This window comes from Kutzneria sp. NPDC052558 (genome assembly GCF_044547355.1).
Lineage (GTDB): Bacteria > Actinomycetota > Actinomycetes > Mycobacteriales > Pseudonocardiaceae > Kutzneria.
Genome location: NZ_JBIUAG010000001.1, coordinates 643,006 through 664,870 on the forward strand (window position 1 = coordinate 643,006; position 21,865 = coordinate 664,870).

10 protein-coding genes and 1 tRNA gene are annotated in these 21,865 nt (G+C 69.5%); 2 read left to right on the top strand and 9 right to left on the bottom strand.

The window, feature by feature from the left end:
- Positions 1 to 19: 19 nt before the first annotated feature.
- From ACIG5F_RS02740 to ACIG5F_RS02760, 5 genes are read right to left on the bottom strand one after another with little or no spacing between them, the layout of a single operon-like run.
- Positions 20 to 1,036 (bottom strand): LacI family DNA-binding transcriptional regulator, encoded by a 1,017-nt coding sequence (locus ACIG5F_RS02740; protein ID WP_396515635.1) that lies wholly within the window; start codon positions 1,034 to 1,036, stop codon positions 20 to 22.
- 9 nt (positions 1,037 to 1,045) lie between these two features.
- Positions 1,046 to 2,398: a GH1 family beta-glucosidase gene (locus ACIG5F_RS02745; protein WP_396515636.1), complete on the bottom strand. Its 1,353-nt coding sequence runs from the start codon at positions 2,396 to 2,398 to the stop codon at positions 1,046 to 1,048.
- Positions 2,395 to 3,210 (bottom strand): carbohydrate ABC transporter permease, encoded by an 816-nt coding sequence (locus ACIG5F_RS02750; RefSeq protein WP_396515637.1) that lies wholly within the window; start codon positions 3,208 to 3,210, stop codon positions 2,395 to 2,397. The genes ACIG5F_RS02745 and ACIG5F_RS02750 overlap by 4 nt, the downstream gene beginning before the upstream one ends.
- On the bottom strand, positions 3,207 to 4,154 hold the full coding sequence (locus ACIG5F_RS02755) for a carbohydrate ABC transporter permease (RefSeq protein ID WP_396515686.1): 948 nt from the start codon (positions 4,152 to 4,154) through the stop codon (positions 3,207 to 3,209). The genes ACIG5F_RS02750 and ACIG5F_RS02755 overlap by 4 nt, the downstream gene beginning before the upstream one ends.
- 11 nt (positions 4,155 to 4,165) lie before the next feature.
- Positions 4,166 to 5,437, bottom strand: coding sequence for an extracellular solute-binding protein (locus tag ACIG5F_RS02760; RefSeq protein ID WP_396515638.1), 1,272 nt, complete (start codon positions 5,435 to 5,437; stop codon positions 4,166 to 4,168).
- Positions 5,438 to 5,768: 331 nt separating this feature from the next.
- On the opposite strand from ACIG5F_RS02760, the gene ACIG5F_RS02765 reads away from it, so the two are divergent.
- Positions 5,769 to 5,842, top strand: a tRNA-Pro gene (locus ACIG5F_RS02765).
- Positions 5,843 to 6,596: 754 nt separating this feature from the next.
- Here ACIG5F_RS02765 and ACIG5F_RS02770 read toward each other — a convergent pair.
- Positions 6,597 to 6,791: a 2-hydroxymuconate tautomerase gene (locus ACIG5F_RS02770; RefSeq protein ID WP_396515639.1), complete on the bottom strand. Its 195-nt coding sequence runs from the start codon at positions 6,789 to 6,791 to the stop codon at positions 6,597 to 6,599.
- Positions 6,792 to 7,068: 277 nt separating this feature from the next.
- On the opposite strand from ACIG5F_RS02770, the gene ACIG5F_RS02775 reads away from it, so the two are divergent.
- Positions 7,069 to 7,644: an SDR family NAD(P)-dependent oxidoreductase gene (locus ACIG5F_RS02775; protein ID WP_396515687.1), complete on the top strand. Its 576-nt coding sequence runs from the start codon at positions 7,069 to 7,071 to the stop codon at positions 7,642 to 7,644.
- Positions 7,645 to 7,760: 116 nt separating this feature from the next.
- On the opposite strand, the gene ACIG5F_RS02780 is transcribed toward ACIG5F_RS02775, so the two are convergent.
- From ACIG5F_RS02780 to ACIG5F_RS02790, 3 genes are read right to left on the bottom strand one after another with little or no spacing between them, the layout of a single operon-like run.
- Entirely contained in the window at positions 7,761 to 8,315 is a 555-nt protein-coding gene (locus tag ACIG5F_RS02780) for a hypothetical protein (RefSeq protein ID WP_396515640.1), read from the bottom strand.
- Positions 8,316 to 8,332: 17 nt separating this feature from the next.
- Positions 8,333 to 12,751, bottom strand: a complete 4,419-nt coding sequence (locus ACIG5F_RS02785; RefSeq protein WP_396515641.1) for a ricin-type beta-trefoil lectin domain protein — start codon at positions 12,749 to 12,751, stop codon at positions 8,333 to 8,335.
- A gap of 14 nt (positions 12,752 to 12,765) precedes the next feature.
- A complete protein-coding gene (locus ACIG5F_RS02790; protein WP_396515642.1) occupies positions 12,766 to 21,657 on the bottom strand; it encodes a LamG-like jellyroll fold domain-containing protein in 8,892 nt (2,963 codons plus the stop codon).
- Positions 21,658 to 21,865 lie beyond the last annotated feature (208 nt).

The window sequence follows — 21,865 nt, forward strand, 5'->3', positions numbered from 1 at the left end:
CGGACGCCCGGACCGGCGCTCAGGCCGTTTCCCGTCGAATCAGCTCGGTCGGCAGCAGCACCGACGGCGGCAGGTCCTCGTCGCCATCGAACTGGGCCAGCAGCCGCCACGTCATGGTGCGCCCCAGATCCTCTATCGGTTGCCGGACCGTGGTCAGCGGCGGCACCGAGGTGGCGGCCAGGCCCGAGTCGTCGAAGCCGATCACCGCCACGTCCTCGGGCACGCGCAGGCCCCGGCCCCGCAGCACGTGCAGGGCCCCGACGGCCATCAGGTCCGAGGCCACGAACACGGCGTCCAGGTCGGGATGCTCGGCCAGCAGCTGCTCCATCGCCGCCGTGCCGCCCTCCAGGCTGAAGTCGGCGTGCGCGACGGTGTCGGTCGGCCGGCCGGCCATCGACAGCGTGCGCCGCCAGCCGCTGAGCCGGTCGATGCCCACCGCCATGTCCCGTGGGCCGGCGATGGTGCCGATGTGCCGGCGGCCCAGGTCGATCAGGTGCTGCGCGGCCTGCCCGGCCCCGTTGAAGTTGTCGGCGTCCACATAGGGCACGTCCACTTTGGCCAGCGGCCGGCCGCACAGCACCACCGGCAGGCCGGAGGCGACCAGCTGCGCCGGCAGCGGGTCCTCCCCGTGCAGGCTGACCACCAGCGCGCCGTCCACGTGGCCGGAGGTCAGGTAGTTGGCCATGGTGGTGTGGTCCTGCTCGTCCTGGGACATCAGCACCACCAGTTGCAGGCCGCTGCCGGCCAGGCCGGCGTGCACGCCGCGCAGCACGCGGGCGAAGAACGGGTCGCCGAGCACCCGGTCGCCATGCTCGGACACCACCAGCGCGATCGAGTTGGTCCGCTTCATCGCCAGCGACCTGGCCAGCATGTTCGGGCTGTAGCCGAGGGTGGTCACGGCCTGCGCGACCGCCTCCCGGGCCTTGGCGCTGACGTAGGTCCGGCCGTTGATCACCCGCGATGCGGTGGACCGGGACACCCCGGCCACCCTGGCCACCTCGTCGAGGGTCGGGACCTCCCGGCCGTCTTCGGCCACGCTCTACCCCTACTCCGGCAGGGCGTTCGCCCTCGCCACCGTCGCGTACCACCTGCCGCTCAGCTTAGGAGTGCGGACGAAGGTGTCGAAGTCGACGTGCGCGACGCCGAACCTCTTTCCGTAGCCCTCGGCCCACTCGAAGTTGTCCAGCAGCGACCACGCGAAGTAGCCGCGCACGTCCACCCCGGCCCCGATCGCCGTCTCCACCGCCCGCAGGTGCCGTTCGAGATACCAGCGCCGGGCGTGGTCTTCGACATAGCCGTGGGCATCGGGCACGTCGTCGTAGGCCGCCCCGTTCTCGGTGATGTGCACGGGCAGCCGGGGGTATTCGGTGTGCAGCCGGTTCAGCACCCTGAACAGCCCCTCCGGCAGTTCCTCCCAGCCCATCGCCGTCGTCGGCAGCCCGCGCGGCACCGCGTGCACGTGCTCGGAGCCGATCCATTCCGCCGTGTGCCCGCCGGGCCGGCCGGTGACGTGGTGGCCGGTGTAGTAGTTGACGCCCAGCGTGTCCAGCGGCGCGCCGATCAGCTCGAGGTCGCCCGGCTTGATGTGGTCGGTGAACCCCAACGCCTCCAGGTCCCCCAGCACGTCCGACGGGTAGGCCCCTCGCAGCACCGGGTCCAGGAAGATCCGGTTCTGCAACCCGTCAACCCGCCTTGCCGCGTCCACGTCCACCTGGTCGTTCGGGTCCGCGGGATCGACCGGGTACAGGTTCAGCGTGATCCCCACGCTGTTCCTGTCACCGATGACCGACCGCGCCGAGCCGTGCGCCAGCAGGAGATGGTGCACGGCCGCCGCCGCAGCCCTCGGTTCCCTCCGACCCGGCGCGTGCACACCGGCCCCGTAGCCGAGCAGCGCCGCACAGTACGGCTCGTTCAGCGTCGTCCAGTCGTGGACCCGGTCGCCGAGCGTCTCGTGCGCGATCTGCGTGTAGTCGGCGAAGTGCTGGGCCGTGTCCCGATCGGCCCAGCCGCCCCGATTCTCCAGTCGCTGCGGCAGATCCCAGTGGTACAGCGTGAGAAACGGCCGGATGCCCCGCTCGAGCAGCCCGTCCACCAGTCGTTCGTAGAAGTCGAGGCCCTTGCGGTTGATCGCGCCGTCGTCGTCCACGATCCGGGGCCAGGACACGGAAAACCGGTAGGCGTTGAGGTTCAGCCCGGACATCAGGGCCAGGTCGGCGCCGAGCAGGTGGTAGTGATCGGCCGCCACGTCGCCGGTGTCGCCGTTGGCAATGCGCCCCGGCTGCCGGCTGAACACGTCCCAAATGGACTCACACCGCCCGTCCTCGGCCGCCGCACCCTCCACTTGGTACGCCGCCGTCGCCGCACCCCACAGGAATCCTTCGGGAAAAGCCACAGTCATCCCTTCACGGCGCCCTGCATGATGCCGGCGACCAGTTGACGGCCGACCGCCACGAACAGCAGGAAGATCGGTATCGTGGCCAGCGTGGTGCCGGCCAGCACCAGCGCGTAGTTCACGTAGTAGCCGGCCTGGAGCTGTTCCAGGGCCAGCTGGATGGTCGGGTTGTTCTGGTCGAGCGCGATCAGCGGCCACAGGAAGTCGTTCCAGGACTGCATGAACGTGAACAGGCCCAGCATCGCCGCCGCCGGCCGGGCCGCCGGCGCCGCCACGTGCCAGAAGACCCTGATCATCGAGCAGCCGTCGGCCCGGGCCGCCTCGATCAGCTCCGAGGGCACCGCGTCGGCCAGGTACTGGCGCATCCAGAACACCCCGAACGCGCTGACCAGGTTGGGCACGATCACCGCCTGGAGGTGGCCGGCCCAGCCGAACTCCGACATGGCCATGTACAACGGGATGATGCCCAGCTGGGTGGGCACCGCCATGGTCACCACCACGAGTGCGAACAGGATGTCGCTGCCGCGGAACCTCAGCTTGGCGAAGGCGAACCCGGCCAGCGTCGAGAAGACCACCACCGACAGCGCCACCGAGCCCGACACGATCACGCTGTTCGCCATGGCGTGCCAGAACGGGACCGTGTCCAGCACCTGCTGGGCGTTGGCCGGGAAGTTGCCGCCGGGCAGCAGCGGCGGCACCTGGTCGGTGAGGATGTCGTTGCCGTGGCTGGGAACCAGGAACGACCAGTAGAGCGGGAACACCGAGCCCAGGATGAAGGCCGCGAGCAGGCCGTAGGTCGTGAAGCGCGGGCGTCTCACCGGCTCAGCCTCCTGGTCAGGAAGTAGTTGCCGACTGCGGCCAGCACGATCACCAGGAACAGCATCCAGGCGATGGCGCTGGCGTAGCCCAGGCGCAGGTTCTCGAAGGCCGACTGGTACAGGTAGAGGGTCACCGTCTGGAACTGGTTGGTGGACCCGCCCGTGTTCGCGCCCGGCATCGCGCTGAACAGCTTGGGCTCGGTGAAGATCTGCAGGCCCCCGATGGTCGACGTGATCACCACGAACGTGATCGTCGGCCGCAGCAACGGCAACGTCACGCTGCGAAACCTCCGCCAGGCGCCCGCCCCGTCGATCATCGCCGCCTCGTGCAGCTCCGGCGGTATCGCCTGCATCGCCGCCAACACGATCAGCGCGTTGTACCCCGTCCAGCGCCAGTTCACCATCGTCGCGATCGCGATGTGACTGGCCAGCCGGTCCGCCTGCCAGTCGATCCGCCCGATGCCCACCAGTTCCAGCACCGAGTTCACCAGGCCGTAGTTCACCCCGAACAGGTTGCCGAAGATGATGCCCACCGCCACCAGGCTCGCCACGTACGGCACGAGGACACCCATCCGGAATCCCGTGCGCAGCCTCAGATTCGTGTTCAGCAACGCCGCCACCCCGACCGCCACCACCACCTGCGGCACACTGGAGAGCAGAAAGATGCTCACCGTGTTCGCCAACGCGTTCCAGAACTGCGGGTCCCCCAGCAGCTCCCCGTAGTTCCCCGCCCCCAGGAACCTCGCCGTGTCATCCCCCAGCCGCCAGTCGAACAGCGAGACATATCCCGTGTACAGCAGGGGAAACAACCCCACCACCGCGAACAACACGAAGAACGGCGCGATATAGAGGTAGGGCGACACCTTCAGGTCCACTCGCGCCCAGCGCACCCGACGGACCTGCCGGGCCGCGACCGGTGAGCGTCGCGGCCGCCGCGTCGGCAGTCCGGCCAGCGTCACTTCGCCGCCTTCTGGGCGCCGGCCACCGCCTGCTGCCAGCCGTCCGCCGCCGACTTGCCCTGCTCCACCGCCTGCAACGCCGGGGCGAACACGTTGTCCTGGATCTGGCCGTCCTGCGGGCCCTTGTACTGCGCCTTGGCCACCTTCTTGGCCTGTTCCGCATACAGGGCGCCGGTTTTCGCGCCGCCGAAGTAGGCGTTGGTCTGGTTGAGCAGCTCCGGCGACTGGAGGGCCTGCACCTGGCTCGGGAAGGGGCCCTTGGCCACGAACGCCTTGATCTGCTGCTGCGGCGCCGTCAACCAGGCCGCGAGCTCGGCCGCCTCCTTGGGATGCTTGCTCTGCGACGGGACCGTCAGGTACGAGCCGCCCCAGTTGCCGCCGCCGTTCGGGAAGGCGTCGGTCACCGCCCACTTGCCCTTGTTGTCCGGGCCTGCGTTCTGCTCGACGACCCCCAACATCCAGGCCGGGCACACCGTGGTGGCGAAGGCCCCGGTCTTGAAGCCCGCCTGCCACTCGTTGCTGAACGACACCAGCTTCGCCGACTCCTTGTCGGCGATCGCCTGCGTCACGAGGTCCCAGTCCGCCTTGATGTCCGGGTTCGTGGTCACGACCAGGGTGTTGTCGCGGTCGTAATAGCCCGTGTCGTGCTGGTTGTGCACCGCGTTGAAGATCTGCGTCGACGTGTCGAACCAGGCCTTGCCGGTCTTGTCCGCATAGGTCTTGCCCGCCGCGAAGTAGCTCGGCCAGCTGGCGAACAGCGCCTTCACCCCGTCCGGGTCGCTGGGCAGGCCGGCCTGCTGTAACAGGTCCTTGCGGTAGCACATCGCCAGCGGCCCGATGTCCGTGCCGTACCCGATCAGCTTGCCGTCCTTGGACTTGCCCGCGTCGTACTTCCAGGGCAGCCACCGGTCCGGCCCCGCGTCCGCCGGCCCGATCTTGCTCAGGTCGTTGAACTTGTCCGCCTTGGTCAGCACCTGGGCCAGGTAGCCCTCCTCCACCGCCTCCACGTCGTCGAGCCCCGAGCCCGCCGCCAGCTTCGTGAACAGCTCCTGGTGGTGCGGCGCCGCCTGTCCCACCTTGTGCTGCGTCACCACCACGTTCGGGTGCTCCGCCTCGTACTGCTTGATCAGGTCCTCGTACCCGAACTCCCCGAACGTCGCGATGGACAGGCGCACCTTCCCGTCCGCCGCGTCCCCCGCCCCGCACCCCGCCAGTCCACCCGCCACCAACCCGGCCCCCACCAGCACCGCGATCAGCCTCCGCCGCATGCGTCCCCACCCCAATCCTGGAAGCGCTTCCACACGATCCCGGCGAGTCTGAGCCGCCCCCACCGCCACTGTCAACGTTTACAACCCGATTTCCCCCTAATTTCTGGAAGCGCTCCCAGACCCTCGAGGTTCACCCCGGGGCCATTCCCTCGACACACCGCCCTCACCCGAGGTCCGCGCCGGCCAACCCGAATCCCGATCCCCGCCGCCAGCGTCCCCCACCTTCCGACCCCCCATACCCGCAGCTCAGCGCCCCCCAACCCCCCGATTTCGATCTTTCCCCCGAGTGCGCTAAGCTGTGCGAGCACTCAACGAACACCGAGTGCCAGACCGGGACGTGGCGCAGTTTGGTAGCGCACTTGACTGGGGGTCAAGGGGTCGCAGGTTCAAATCCTGTCGTCCCGACGGTCAGCGGAGCCCCGCCGATCTCGCCGAAAGGCCAGGTCAGCGGGGCTTTTTGCCGTCTCAACCACACATCCCCATGATCAACTCACCCCGACCGCTGGGGACCACTTGGGGATCAAACCGCTCACCACCCAACGCCACCCTTCGACCCAGCCATGGTCCCCACACAGGTCGGCAGGCGCCGCTGAACATCGATGCCCCGCGACCACCTCACGGTCCCTACCCAGTCCCGAGAGTGATCCAACATCCGCATGGACCGCCCGTCCCCAGCGGCGACCCCCGCCCACCAGCTACGCACAGCAAGACGTCCTTCACCCGACCACCCCAGCGACACGAGCCCAGCAAACGTGGTCCCCAAACACGACACAGACACCCCGCCCTCCACCCGCACCATCGCCCAGGCCAGACCCTCAATGCCGCAGGCACACCTGCGCTCTGACGCACGCCAGAAAGCAGGCACCGAACGATCCTGGTCCCCACGCCAACCGACTCGCACGCCGCGACCACAACCGCCAGACGGGTCCGCCCTTCAGCTCGCCCCGTTCGACCAGCCGCAGTTCTAGCCGGACGCCGTGCTCGGGACTCTCCTGTCCCTTGTGCGGATGCGGATCGACGAAGAACAGGTCCCCGACCACGACGCCGATCCGATCGAACCCGAACATATACAGCATTCGCGCCCCTTCCCCAGAAACCGGCTTCCGACAACCACCCCGGTTCCGTCGCCGGACGGTCAGCGGGGGGCGAACCGGCCGGATCAGGCCCGGTTGCGCTCCTGAATCGTGACGTCGCCGGCGGCCCAGTGGGTGGGCGGCACCTCGGTGACGACGACCCGGACGTTGGCCGCGGGCGCGTCCACCGCGCGGGCCACCGCGGCGGTGACCTCGCTGATCAGCGCGCGAATCTGCTCCGGGGTGCGGCCAGTGGCCAGTGAGACCTGGACGAACGGCATGGAACTGCCTCCAACGACGTGATCGACTACTTCGGCCGGACAACTATGGCATCGGACGTCGTGCTCGGTCAGCCGGTCGGGAACAGTTGGGGCAGCAGCATTCGCGTGCCCACGCGGAGATCGTCGAGTGCGCCGGCGGCGCCGCCGAGGTGGCGGATCAGCGCCTGCTCGAACATCGACTGGGCCCGCAGGTCGTACCAGAGCCGGTGCAGCGCGGCGTCCTCGGTGAGGGTGGCGGCGAGCCCGTCGCCGCAGGCACACCGCCGAGATCGGCGCGCTGGGCGTCGCCGCCGACGTCGGCCGCGAGCAGGACATCGAGCGCCTCGTCGAGGCGACGGTCGAGCACTTCGGCCGCATCGACCTGTTCGTGTCCAATGCCGGCATCGCGATCGACGGCGGCCTCGACACGACCGCCGAGCAGTGGCGGAAGATCATCGATCTCAACCTCATGTCCCAGGTCCACGCCGCCCGGCACGCGGTGTCGCACATGCTCGCCCAGGGCGGCGGCTACCTGCTCAACGTGGCCTCGGCGGCCGGCCTGCTGGTCATCTTCGACACCGTGTCCCACACCGTGACCAAGCACGCCTCGATCGGCTTCACCGAATGGCTGGCCGCCACCTACGAGGACCAGGGCATCGGCGTCAGCGTCCTGTGCCCGGCCGCCGTGCGCACGGCCATCCTCGCCGGCAAGTACGACACCCCCGAGGGCGGCCGGGACGCGATCACCACCGACGAACTGGCCGACATCGTCGTCAAGGGCCTCGCCGAGGAGCGCTTCAGATCTCCACCCACCCCTGGGTGCTGGAGCGCTTCGCGGTCAAGGCCCGCAACTACGACGAGTACATCGACCTGATGCGCGCCGGCCGCCGGCGGTCCTAGCCGAAGGCGTCCGCGGCGAACGTGGCACGCGTTGCCCGGCAGCGTCGCTCACATCCCATCACACGGAGGTGAGCGACGCCGGGATTCAGCTCAGCACGGCGGGGGAACCGGCCCGGCGACGGAGCTGGCCCAGGTGAAGCCGGCCACGTTGCTGCCATGGTCGACGACCACGTACCAGGTCCGGATGCTGTTGCCGTCGGAGGGGTCCTGGATGTTGGGCACCGTGCACGCGGCCGCGATGTCCGTGCTGGTCGCCATGGTCAGCGCCTCGTAGTCGACGGTGTTGCCGCGCGGCTGGAAATGCACCCACACGTCGGTGACGAACCTGTGGTTGTGACCGAGCGACATGCATGACTGGTAGGCGGCGGTCGTGAGGTAGCTCTCCAGGGTGTAGCCGACGATGTTGTTGGCGTAGTCGACGATCAGGTCCCAGAACTGCTGACCGTCGTAGTACCAGCACATCGCGGCGATGTTGGGTCCCTTGTTGATGGTCGCGTGGGCGGAGTCGAGCGTGGGTCGCATGTGCACCCACACGCTGTCCGGGGTGAAGCTGGTGCCGGGGCCGATGGAGGCGCTTGCGGTGGGCGCCGACACGACGGCGGCCGTGAGCGCGATGGCCAGCGCCGCGGTCAGGGATCTTCTCATCTGCTTCCTCATCTCGATCAGATCTGGCGGCGCAGGAGGGCCCACCGCTGGCTCGACGCCCCGGTGCACGTGGCGATCACCATGCCGTTGCCCGACGGCGTCAGGCACTTGCCGGACGCCTGGTTGGCCAGCGAGCCGTCCGGGCGGACCATCCACCGCTGCGACCCGCCCCAGGTGCAATCGCCCAGCCCGACCGGGCTGTTCTCCGCCGTGGCCCCGTTGCCGACCTCGAGGCAGCGTCCGGCCATCATCAGCTGGCCGTCGTCGATCACCTGCCAGGCCTGGATCTCCGTGTTGACGCACGCGGCAAGTTGGGCCGTGCCCTGGCCGGCGTCGCCGCTGAGGCATTTGCCCGACAAGGAGGCCACCTTGCCCGTGGCGACCGCCCGCGCGGTCAGCTTCCACTGCTGTGCTGGCTTGCCCGCGCACGGCGTCAGCATGAGCGAGCTCTCGGAATCCTCGGTCATCGTGGTCAGGCACTGCGACTCGGCCAGGCCGACCAGGGTGTCGTCGGGCCGCAGGCTCCACTTCTGGGTAGTCGCCCCGGAACAGACGGCCAACTGCACGACGGTCGGCTGGTTCGGGATGCGGCCGTTGGCGTCGAGACACTTCCCGAGGCTCCGGACCGAGCCGTCCGGGTCGAGCGTCCACTCCTGGTTGATGCTGCCCTGACATTCGAACGCCGTCACGTGCACGGTGTTCGGATCTCCGCCGGTGACGTCGACACACCGCTTGCCGGTGGTCACGAGCGCACCGTCGCGGCCCGCCCCGAACTGCGGCCGCCACTGCTGTTCCGGCAGGTTCCCGCAGTCCCGAATGACCAGCCCGGCGCCGTCGGATCCGGAGCCGGCGGTCAGGCACTTGGCGGCGAGCAGACTGTAGATGGTGCCGTCCGGTCTCACCAGCCACTGCTGCGCGTAGGTGCCGTTGCACGACCACAGCTGCACGGCGGTGCCGTTGCCGCTGGCGCCGTCCTTGACGTCGAGACACCGCCCAAACGCCTGGACCGAGCCGTCGGAGACCGATGCCCAGACCTGCCCGGCTTCACCGTTGCACGACCACATCTCGATGGCCGTCCCGTTCGTGTCGCCCTCCGTGACATCGAGGCACTTGCCGTTGACCCCGGTCAGCGACCCGCTGGACAGCGGGCTGTTCCGGCGGACCCGCACATCGCGCAATCGCACCGAGTCGCCCGACCCGGAGCTCTGAATGCCGAGGTAGGTGTCGGGATGCAGCCGCGCTGGGTCGGTGATGGTGTAGTCGTTCACCTTCTGTCCATTGAGGACGACCGTGACCCGGTTGCCGGCGAAGGTGATCTCGTAGCTGTTCCACTGGCCGGCCGGCTTGGTCGCGTCCACGCTGGGCGCCTGGAGGCCGGCGATGCCGCCGGTCCGCCGGGTGGCGTCCGGGTCGCCTGCCCCGATCCGCACCTCCACGCCGGTGCGGCCCGGCGCGGTGCTGTCGGACCCCGGGTTGCCGAATCCCAGGTATATCCCCGAGTCCCCGTGGCCGGTGGGGTCGTTGAAGTCCAGCCGAACGGTGTAGTCGTCGCGGAAGCTCTGCTCGGGGTACCAGACGAATCCGGCCGCCTTGGGGGTGACCAGCTCGCAGCCCTCGACGGACGGGCCCACCGCTCCGACGACCTGCCACCCGGGCAGGCCGGATTCGACGCGGCCGTCGAAGATGCCGGTGAAGCCCGTCTCGTTCCTCGGCGTCACGCAACCGCCGGCCGGCGCCTTCGAGCCGCCGACGAAATAGCCGGCGACGTCCGCGACCGCCTGGGCGTGGCCGCGTTCGTTGCGCACGTCGACCAGCCCGCTGTCGCCCAGCGGCGCGAACACGGTGTTCGCGCCGGGCAGGCGCTGGTACATCGCCACCGAGCCCGTCGTCGGCAGGCCGGCCTCGGCCGGCCCGAGGGACAGGTCGGAGCCGAGCATGTTCTCGGTGCCCGCGACCGTGAGCACCGCGGCGGTGGCATTGCCGCTCACGCCGGCGAAACCGCCGACCTGCACCGGCACCGTCTCCCCGGCCTCGATCGCGCCCTGGCGGACTCCGGTGCCGTTCGCGGTGTCCAGAACCCGACTGGCGTCCGGGAACGACACGTACCGGCCGCCTTGCCCCGGGCCGAACCAGCCGAGCATGTCAACGATCGCGTCCGCCAGACCGGCGCCGTTGCGCAGCCGGATCCTGCCGTCCGGGGCGACCGGCACGATCGCGAGACCGGTTCGGCGCTGGTTCGGGCCCAGCACCAAGGTGCTGGTGCCCGGGAAGTCCTGGCCGTAGGCGGTGATCCAGGTGTGCAGCGTGTTGTCCAGGCCGGTCAGGTTCACCACGACCGACGTGGCGTCCTGCGGCACGCCCGCGACACCCCGCACCGGCAGGGCGTAGTCCTCGCCGCCACCCAGCGGCGTCGACCGTGGGCTGCTGGGCATGCCGCCGGCGGCTCCCCTGGTGTCCAGGATCCGGCTGGCCGTCGGCTTCGGGAAGTAGGTGCTCCCGCCGCCCGGGTTGAAGTAGCCGACCAGGTCCAGCTGGATGTTCGTCTTTCCGGCCTTGTTCCGGACGCGGACCGCGCGGTCGGCCCCGAGTGGCGCCACCACGGTGACCGACGCGTACTGGTCGGCCGCCAGCGGCAGGTGCGAGGTCGGCGAGTTGCCGCCCGTCGGGTTGGCCGCGAACAGGTCGATGCCGGTCGCCGCGTCTGCGTAGCCGGTGATGGTCAGCACCACGGCGGTGGTGTCGGTAGCGACGCCGGGCATCGGCAGCGTGAACACCTCACCGGCGGCGAACGGCCCGGAATGTCCGCCCGTGCCGTCGAAGGTGCTCAGGATTCGATTGGGCTTGGTCAGCGCCGTGAAGCCCGATCCGGCCGGCGCTGGGGCCGAGTCCGGCGGGCCGAGGGCGAGGGTTCCCTTGCCCCACTGGTTGTCCGAACGCTTCGGGTTGGTCCTGGCCAGCAGCGTCGACTCCAACTGCGCCGCGTCCAGCTGCGGGTTGGCCGACTTCAGCAACGCCGCCGCGCCTGCGACATGGGCCGCGCTCGCGGAGGTGCCGGTGAATGCCTTCGATCCGTACGTGAACGTGCTGACCTTGGCCGAACCCACCAGATCCGGCTTCTGCCGGCCGTCGATCGTCGGCCCCTGCCCGCTGTAGGCCTCCAGCACCCCGGAGTTGGGCTCCGTCGCGCCGACCGCCAACGCATACGGCGACGTGGCCGGCTCGGTCACGCTCCCGCCGGCCGTCGTGAACTGCAACGGGTTGCTGGTGCCCGAGACGAACAGATCGAAGTGCCGACCCGGCGTCGTGTTGTTGTTCTTGACATAGATCCAGTACTGCACACCTGTGCCACCGGTGTTGGTGAAGGTGACTTCCTCGGTCGGCCGGCCGCCGGCAGGAACATCCCGCTGGTCCACCGTGGACGCCGCCGCGATCTCCGGATCCGCCGGACCCGTCGGCGCGTGATTCGACTTCATCACGTACACGTCGAGGTCGTCCGTCGACTTCGGCCACGCGTCCCACCGCAACCCCACCGTCGCCGATCTGCCCGCCTCCAACGAGAACCCGTTGTTCTGTGTGGTCCCGTTGAACTCGACGAAGCCATCGCCGTTGGCATCCGTCGCGTTGCCGGCGAAGTGGTCCTGGGCCAGGTTGCCAGCCGCCACCGACCACACAATCCCGGCCTGCCTGGAGGCTCGCACCACGTCGGCGGGGCTGCCCGGGTCACCGGAACCGTCGCCGCGGCCCGAGGTAAGGAACCCGATCGACGCCGTGATCACCTGAACACCCTGTTGCCGCAACCAGTCCGCCGCCGGCCCCATGTCCAGTGGCCCGTCGATGCAGGCCAGGAACAGCTGCGCCTCGGGGGCCATGTCGTGCACCACCTCCGCCACCGCCGTCCCGTGCTGTTCCAACTTGGCGGTGTCACGACAACCGTCCATATTGGACGCCACTGCCGGCAGCTCACCGGCCTGCTGCGCGTCTTCGAGTCCCGTAAAGCCGACATCCAGAACGCCGACCTTGACGCCGGCGCCCTTCTTGCCGGCCGCGATCCACTGATCGGCCCCCGAGGCGGCCACTCCCTCGGAGGTCACCGCCATCGGGATCGCCCGCTCCGGCCGACGAATGTCCTTGACCGACGGCTGCTTGGCCAGGTCCGCCAGCTTGTCCGGCGGCAACGCCACTTCCAGCCGGCTCCCCGCGGCCGCGTTCACCACCCCGCCGACATTGCGCACAGCAGTCGTCACCGCGTCCCGGTCGCCGTCGACATACAGCAGCAACCGACCGCTACGATCCTTCGGCACCGCCTCCCCCGGCCGGGATGCCTGCACCGAATCGATCGACGCCGGCTTGGCCACCGCCGTCACCGGCACCAGGCCCAGAGAGATCCCCAACGTCATCCCCACGGCCAGGATCACCGCGCGTCTCAATGCAGTCATGGCTTTCACAGTCCTCAACATGTCGGATGTGTTCGGGTGGCGGCCCGGCCGGTACCGACCCGCCCTCCTGGATAGCTGCCTGGCATCGGTGGATTCACGATCGTCACCTGGCAGCTGAAGCCACCATTGCCAACGGCGTCAATGATTACCGCCGTCGGCGTGCCGGAATTCGGATTGACATAGACGGCCTTGACGTCGAGGTAGATCCGAGTGTTCTTGTTCTTGCCCACGGCATCCGCGATCGTACCCTCCACCGGTTCCATGTCATCCTGGTTGACCGTCTCCTCCAGAGGGACGATGTTCGTGCGTCCGTTACTTCCCCAGAACTGGTAACCGATCAGGTGACTGCGATTATCGCCCGACTGATAACCGACCGGTGTGTACGGCGTCCGCTTCTTACTCGGCCGGGTGCTGCTGAGACAGACATGTCCACCGGTGGCACGAAACGTCGGCTTCCCGGGCGTCTTGTATGGGTAGTAGCCCTGCCCGTTCCACGTGAACTGCTGCATCGGGTCATTCACCGCTATATCCGTCGCGGCGCTGCCGTCGAGGCATTCGTCCTCGTCGTCGTCCTCGTCGGGGCCGGGGTCCGGCTTCGGCTGGGGCTTCACGTCCGGCAACGGCAGCGGAATCGGAAAGGGCCTGTCGACCCGGACCGGGTTCGGCTCAGGGTTCGGGGTGATGTCGGTGTCCCCGGCGATGTGTTCGAGCACGTTGTCGATGACCGAGGTGGCGATGTCCACGACGGCGGTTTCGGCCGCCCTGAACAAGGTGACGAACGCGCCGGCGGCGGCCGCGGCGAGCGGCCCGAGCAGGTTGATGTCCCACAGTGGCGGGGGCGGCGGCGTCGGAATCACCGGGGGCTTCTTGTGCTGGACGGTCGGGTGGCCACCAGTCGGCTTCTTGGGTGACGGCGGCAGACCGGGCACAGTTCCGGCTCCGCCAACCGAGGACGACAAGCACCTGGTCGCGCCGACGACGACGCACGTGTCCTGGCACTTGCCGTATCGATGCTGACAGCCCACCGGCTGGCTGAGGGCGTAGTTAAACCATTCCTGCCTGAGCTGGTCGGCGGCGATCTTCATCAATTCGTCGACCACCGTCTGATCCGCCGGACCGACAATCCCGATGCATGGCGCTGGATAAGCGTCACATTCGACGATCGGATCGTGTCCGCTCGGATCGACGTTGCCGACCGGGTCGGTGTTGCCGTACTGGTGGCGGTTGGCGGCGGCGGAGGGTTGGGGGTCGACGGTCCAGTCGTCGCGGCTGGTGAACTGGCCGCTGGTGGGCGAGTACCAGCGGGCGGCCATGTTTACCGCACCGGAGGAAGGGTCGGACCAGGAGCCCTGGAAGCCCAGGGAGGAGGTGTCCCCTGTGGACGACAGGATGGCGCCGAATGGGTCGTAGGAGCGGCGGCCGTCGACGGAGGCGTTGAGGTAGCGGCCGACGACGTCGTCGTGCTGGTCGGCGTAGAGCATCTTGGCAGAGCCGGTGGTGGCCTTGTCGGAGAAGCCAGTGCCGTCGGGTAGGCGGCTTACGAGGCGGGAACCGTCGGAGACGACGTCGTTGCTGAGGCCGGAGTAGGTGAAGCTGGTGCCGTTGCGGTCGGCGACGCGGTTGAGGGAGTCGTAGGAGTACGTGGTGCCGGCGTCGTTGATGAGGCGGTCGAAGGCGTCGAAGGAGGAGGTGCGGGTGACGCCGTTCTGCGTGACCGAGGCGAGGGTGCCGCGCGGCGTGTACGAATAGGAGGCGCCGCCGCCGGAGAGGAGCTGGTTGCGCTGGTCGTAGCTGTAGGTCTGCGAGCCGGCGCTCACGCGGTTGCCGGCGTTGTCCCAGCCGTAGTTGGTGGTCTGGCCTGAGCCGTCGGTCCACGAGGTGAGCCGCCCGGCGCCGTCGTAGCCGTAGCCGTTGGGCGTGGACCCGACGGTGCTGGTGCTGGTCTTGGACGTGAGCTTGTCGTCCCGGTCGTACCCGTACTCGGTGCCGAGCAGGGTCCGCGGCGGCACGCCGGAATCGATGTACTGCACGACCTTGTCGGACGTGGTCCGCCCGAGGGAGTCATAGCCGATCTGCCGGCTGACCTGACCGTTCACGGCGGTGTCGGTGACGGTGGAGAGCCGGCCGGGAGCGTCGTAGCCGTAGCGGGCGGTCCGCTTGGACAGTGGATCGGCCACCGTGGTGAGGCGGCCGACGCCGTCGTAGGTGAAGGTGGCCTGGCCGCTGGCGTCGGTGCGGGAGGCCATGGTGCCATCGCCGTTGTAGCTGTAGCTGGAACTCCCGGCGGGCCCGGCCGAGGCGGTCAGGTGCCCGCGGTCGTCGTAGGAGTACGTCGTGGTGCCGCCGGGACTGTTGATGCTGGTCAGGTTGCCAACCCGGTCGTAGCCGAACACCCGGTCCGGCGCGCCGGCGCCGTGCTCGACGGTGATCCGGTCCTGGCTGTCGTATTCACGGCTGGTGGTGACGCCGCCGGGCTTGGTCAGCGACACGGCCTTGCCGGCGGCGTTGTAGCCGGTGGTCCAGGTCCGGTCGGCGAGCGCGGGGGTGGCGGCGGTCGCGGGTTCGACCACCGACTCGGGCAGACCCCAGCTGGTGTAGGTGTAGTTGGTGGCGTTGCCGTTGCCGTCGACCATCCGGCTGCGGGCACCGAGCTTGTCGTAGCCGGTGGTCGTGGTGATCGACTTCGTGGCGTCGACCCGCTCGGTCTGCACGGCCAGCCGGTTCAGCTCGTCGTAGCCGAAGGTGGTGGCGCGTCCCTCGGGACTGACCGTGCCGGTGATGTTTCCGTTGGCGTCGAAGGAATTGGTGGTGGCCCGCTGCTCCTGGCCGTTGACCGACTGCGCGGTGCGTACCGGCTGCCCCAGCAGGTTGTACGTGGTCGTGGTGACCACGCCGCCGGTGTCGGTGTCGTTGGCCGAACGGCCGGCGATGTCGTAGTCGATCGTGGTGCCGCGGCCGGTGGCGTCGACCCGCCCAGTCACCTCGCCGGCGCCGTTGTAGGTCGCAGTGGCCACGTTGCCCTGCGGACTGCGCACGGACACGATGTCGCCGGCCTCGTCGTAGCCCATCGTGGTGGTGAAGTACGACACCGGAGTGGTGGTCCGCTCGACCTGCGTGGTGGTCGCCTGCCGCCCCAACTCGTCGTAGGTGCTCTTAGTCTCGGCGCCGTTGGGGTCGGTGCTCGACACGACCTCGCCGAGGCGGTCGTAGTGCGTGGTGGCCGTGCTCGGCTGGTCGCCGACCTGGGGCAGGGTCGTGGTCAGCGGCCGGCCGAACGCGTCGTACGTGTGGGTCGTGACGCGGCCGAGCGGATCGGTCAGCTTGGCCACGTTGCCGGCCGCGTCGTACTCGGTGCGGGCGGTCGCCTTGATCGTCTGGCCGCCGGGCGTGGTGTAGTCGGGCGACGTCACCGCGGTGGCCCGGCCCATCGGGTCGTATGCCGCGGTGGTCACGCCGCCTGCGCCGTCAACGGTCTGGGTGGCCTCGCCGAAAGCGTTGCGCCCCACTGTCTCCACCCGGGCGAAGCCCTTGGTCTGGACGCCGGCGACCCAGACGTCAGTGGGCGGATAGGTGGTCCGCACCGGGTCGCCGTTGGCGTCGTAGTCCTGGGACGTCGTCAATCCACGCCGGTCGACCGTGCTGCGAACGAGCCCGCGCTCGTCCCGATTGTACACAGTGGACACTGCCGTGGTGGCGTCCAGGTAGTCGTCCTCACGGGTGACGAGGTCGGCGGCGTCGTAGCTGTAGGCGGTGACCTCGACCCGATTGCGGTCGGCGGCCCCGCGCCGCTCCACCCGGGTCGGATTGCCGTCGGCGTCGCGCTGGTAGCTGACCTGCCGGCTCAGGCCGCCCGGGTCGACGGTCGAGGTGGCGACGAGGCCGGCGTCGTCGTAGGTCTGCGACACCCGCCGTCCGCCCGCGCCGATCTGGTCGACGACATTGCCGGCGGCGTCGTAGTTCACCTGGCTCAGCACGACATCGTGACGGGTGCCGTCGGCGTGGAGCACGTTCGGCCGGGTTTGGGACGCGAGCAGGTTGTCGCCGTAGTACTGGTACGTGGTGAGCCGGCCCATCGCGTCCGTGACCGAGGCGAGCCGACCGCCCGGATCGTAGGCCATGGACTCGATCGTCAGGGTGCCGACGTCTGGGTTGTCCGGATCGACTCCGGGGCCGCTCACCAACTGCGCCAGGGGTTTGCCGAACTCGTCGGACCGGGTGGTCCAGGAGAAGCCCCGGACGTCCTTGTCCGTGACCGTCAATCCGTTGTCGGCGTAGGAGAACGTCTCGACGCCGCCGGCGGCGTCGGTGATCTTGGTGAGCCGGTCGGAGCCGTCGTAGGCGTAGCTGGTGGCGCGCGGAGGATCGCCACCCGGGGTGGCGTCGGACAGGATGTCCTGCGTGACATTGCCGTCGCCGTCGTAGCGGGTCTCGCTGACCTCCTGGTGGGTGGCGCCGGTGACCGGGTTGGTCACCGCCGGCCCGGTCACCTTGGACACCTGCGACCTGGGCGTGTACTCGATCGTCGTGGTGCCGATGTCCGCGCCGCCGCTGTTGGTCGTGGTGGCGGAGGTCTGCCGGCCGATCAGGTCGTAGCCGTAGCCGGTCCGCAGGCCGGTCGGGGACAGCACGGCGACCAGGTCGCCGTTGGCGCTGTACTGCCTGGTCGTCACCTGGCCACGCGCGCCGGTGGTAGTGACCAGCAGCCCGGCCGGGACCTTGCCGCCGCCGACGGCGTCCTCCGCGCCGGTCGAGTAGACGTTGGTCAGTGCCGGCGGGGCGGTCTGGCCGACCGGTCGCGGCGTCACGACGCCGGTCGGCCGGCCGGCTGTGTCGTAGCTGTAGGTGGTGCGGTAGCGGGTGTCGTCCGGCCCCGAGGACCGGGCGTCCGATGTGGACGCGAGCTTGTCGCGGCGCGGGTCCAACGGCGAATCGGAGGCCACGTAAGAGGAATACGTGGTGAAGCACGAGCCGCCGGCCCGGCAGGAGGTGCGGCTGAGCACATTGCCGCGGGCGTCGGTGGTCTCCGTGAAGGTGTTGCCGTTCTCGTCGGTCAGGCCGGACGGGAAACCCGCCTCGTTGTAGCGGTACGCCTTGGTCCCGCCGTTGTGGCTGCTGGAGACGATCCGGCCGCCGTTGTCGATGTCCTCGACATAGGTCCAGTCGCCGTGTGTGCTGGGGCCGTGCAGCACGGCGGTCCGCAGCGATTCCAGCACCGTCGGCGTGTCCATCGTCCACGAACGGTTCTGGTTATCCACCAGGGTTCGCACGCGATCGTGCGCGTCGTCGTAGGTGAGGGTCGCGAACTGGCGGTTGTCCTGGGGCAGGGTGATCGAGGTCAGCTGGTCGACCGCGCCGCGGGCGGCGAAGTGGCGCTGGGCCGCGAGCGCGCCGACGGTGTGCAGGTAGAGTGCGACCTCGTCGATCGAGCCAGTGAAGTAGTAGCCGGCACCGTTGGTGGCGGGCCAGTCCTTGCCGTTGCCGGCGCCGACCGTGAGCATGCCCTCCTGCCCGTGGTCGACGACGCCCGTGATCGTGCCGGCCGATTGCCCGTCCAGATAAAGGGTTTGCGAGGTGACAGCGGTCGACAGCACGGCGTGGTGCCACTGTCCGTCGTTGACCTGCCTGGCGCTGACGACCTGGCGCGCGCCGCCCGGGTCGTGCATGGCGAACCCGCCGTACAGCAAGCCGTCCGTGCCGACGTAGAGCACCGGCGTGGACTTGGTCGCCGCGGCCGGGAACTGCTGGTCGGCATAGCTGAGCAGCACGCCGCCGTCGGTGGTCTTGAACCACAGTTCGGCCGACACCGACATCGACTCGGCCAGCAGCTTCTGCGGCAGCGTGACGTAGCTGCCGTTGCCGTCGAAGGCGCCCGCGGTGTCGGTGGTGCCGTCGAGCGCGCCGCCCGCCCCGAGCACAACTCCGTGCTGCTGCGCGGCATCCGAGCCGGGTCGGCGGGCGGTGACGTTGGCGAAGCTGTCGCCGCCGTTCTCGTCCAGCCGCCAGTAGCCGCGCGGGTTGTCGTCGAGCACGGTGCTCAGGTAGTGCGACCCGCCCTTGCCTTGGTACGACGTGCAATTCGGGGCGTCACCCGGCACGCACGCCTTGTCCAGCCGGTCCCCGGTGTAGGAGTAGGTCCAGGTCAGCGGGGCGCCACCGAGCTGGGGCGCGGGCGTCTGCACGCTGCTGACGTGACTTCCGGTCCAGGTCAGGGAAAGCGTGCGCCGGCTGATCTGGTTGGTGATCGTGGTGACGTGGTCGTTGGTGTCGTAGCCGAGGCGTTCCTCGATGCCGGCCGGATCGAACACCGAGGTGAGCCGCCCCAACAGGTCGAACACCCACTGTCCGCCGGTGTTGTCGCGCAGCGTGTACGTGGCCGCGCCGCCGCCGGTGTAGACCAGTTCGAGGGCCGCGCCCTGCGGCGGCGCGAAGGTGCCGTCCGGGTTGCGGCCCATCCGGACCTGGCGGCCGGCCGGGAAGGTGATCACCACGTTGCCCGAGCCGTCGTCGTCCGGGCGCAGCCGCATGTCCACCCGGGACGACCAGCCCTCGCCGAACGCGGTGTCCCGCCGGGGATCCAGGCTGTTGTAGGTGCGGGTGACCGTCAGGTCCGGGCCTACCGTGGGCATCGACGCGTCGGTGGCAACCGTGGAGTAGTTGCCGATCTGCGGGTCCAGGCCGGGGCCGTCGGTGTTGCCCGGGCTGCCAGCCAGGTGCGAGGTGATCTCCGGCTGGTGCACCCGGGTGGTCAGCACCAGCTCGACCCAGTCCGGGGTGGCGTCCACGGTGTCGTAGACCTTGAGGCCCCAGAAGTAGGTTCGGTTCCACGACAACGGCTTCGGCGGCGCCCAGGACTGGCCGCCCCAGTCCGACTCCTGGCAGTCGGTGGTCAGCGCCTGGTCGGCGCAGAGGCGGAACTTGTAGCTGAGGCCCTTCTCCGGCCAGTCGTCCGGGTCCTTGCCCTCGGCGTAGAGCGTCGGCGTGAGTGTCTCCACCACCGCGCCGGTGCCGGGCGCCTGGTAGTTCGTGGTGGGCGGCTCGTTGTGCACCTCCATGGTGAACACGCCCCACGGCACGCCCTGCGCGTCGGCGAAGCTGCGCCCGTCCGGCCCCCACATGCTGAGCTTGATCTCGTGCGAGCCCGGCGGCAACGGGATCACCGGCACGTCGAAGGTGGCGGTCTGGCCCGGGCCGACGGCGGTGGCCGGGGCCCAGTCGGTCTTGGTGGTGCCCCCGTCGACTACGTAGCCGAGGTGGTAAGCGCCGCCCGCGGGCCAGGCGGACGCGCCCCAGTTGGTCGCGTTCACCACCATCCGGCCCTCTTTGTTGTTAGTGGCCAAGGTGATGCTGGTGACTTTGAAGGCGGCGCCGTCCGGCGAGTACTTGACGTCGAGGTAGGGGATCTTGTCGTCGGGCTGGGTCGGCGCGTTGGCCGACGCGAACCGCTTGCCCTGCCCGTCGTTCTCGTTGGTGGCCCGAACGCTGAGCCCGTTGGCCACGGCGTTGCCGTGCGTCCACTGGGTCATCACGTCCGGGTCGAGCGGAAAGCCCTCCCAGGCCTGCGACGGACAGCCCGCCGCGCCGTGCGCGAAGGAGGCGTTGCCCAGCGCCCGCCCGACACCCGCGCCCGGCCAGGTCATCCCACCGTCCCACGGCTGCGTGACCTCGAAGACCGTCATCGACTGCGGGGTGCACGAGGAGGAGCCGATGTTGTCCAGCACCAACGAGGCGCCGAGGATGTACTGGTTGCGCAGCTGGCCGAGGGCGTTGCCGAAGTGCAGGTAGGACCGCGCCTCCAGGCCGTCGACCTTGCCGACCTCCAGGACCTGGTTGGTGGACTGGGCCGGCTTGCCCGGCTGCACGAAGGTGTCGTCGGCGTCGGTGTGGAACTTGCCGACCGACGGGTCGACCACCACCGGGTACGCCCGCGCCGGATCGGCCAGCCACTTCGCGTCCAGGTCCATCCGCAACGTCCACGCGGGGCCGTTCGGGGTCACCGTGTAGCGCACGCCGGTCGAGCGCGCCGTCGCCCCGTCGGTCATGTAGCCGGCCGGGACGACGCCGACGACCTGATCGCCGGCCAGCAGCGAGATCCCGCCGTCGCTGTCCACACGCGGCCGCAATCCCTTGAGCCGCAGGGTGAACTCCACGCTCGCGGTCGCCGCCGAGGCGAGGACGAGGTCCTCCTTCACGCCGGACGCCGTCGGGGACAGGACCAGGTCCACGCCCGGGCGGACCCCGCGATAGGTCACCTGCGAGCCCGCCACCTCGGCCTTGGCGGCCGACGCGCCGACCAGCCCGTAGCTCAGGCCGTGGTCGCCGTCGAAGTCCACCTGCGCCAGTACGGGATCGTCGGCGTGGCCGGCGAAACTCGTAGCGATCGGCGACAGCTTCGGCCGGGCCCGTCCGTCATTTCCCATGGCCAGCGCCAGGTCGACCGGCTGCCACGAGCCGTCCGGCGTCCGCACGTTGGACTGACCGGCGTGTAGCCGAAGCGTGCGCGATCCGTCCGGGTTGTCGAACGTCTCCGTGGTCGCCGTGCGATCGCCGACCCGTTCGCGCGCATCCGGCGGTAGCACGGGACCGGTGCGCGGCTGCGAAACCGTGGGCTTGGTCTGCCGCTGGTCGACGCCGGGTTGGTGCACGGCCGGCGCCGGCGAGGCGGTGTCGGGCACCGCGTTGGCCGGACGTGGCTGCTCATGCGGCGAGCTGGCCAGGGACGTCGTTGTCGCCGACGTCGAGGCGGCATGCCCGAGGCCGTCCGCCGATCCGGAGCTCTGCTCGGGCGCGGTGGTGGCGGCACCCAACGGCAGGGCCTGCCTGGTCACGGCGGTCGGCGGGCTGGACATCGTCAACAGCGGCAAGGCCAGTGCCACGACCATCGCGAGTGCGGTCAGTCTGAAAGCCACGCGTGATCTCCGTGCACGTTGCACTGAGCCTCCCCACCCAGAGCCCGGGCGGCGACGCGAGCGCCGCCTCTGGTCGTGCGTGGTGACGAGCGTAGGGATCCGGCCGGCCGACCGGACGACTCGGAAAATCGCAGCTCAGGGCCGTGGTTACCGGCAATATTGCCGTTCGGGACTTGTCACCCGTGTGACCGGCAATGCGACAATTCCC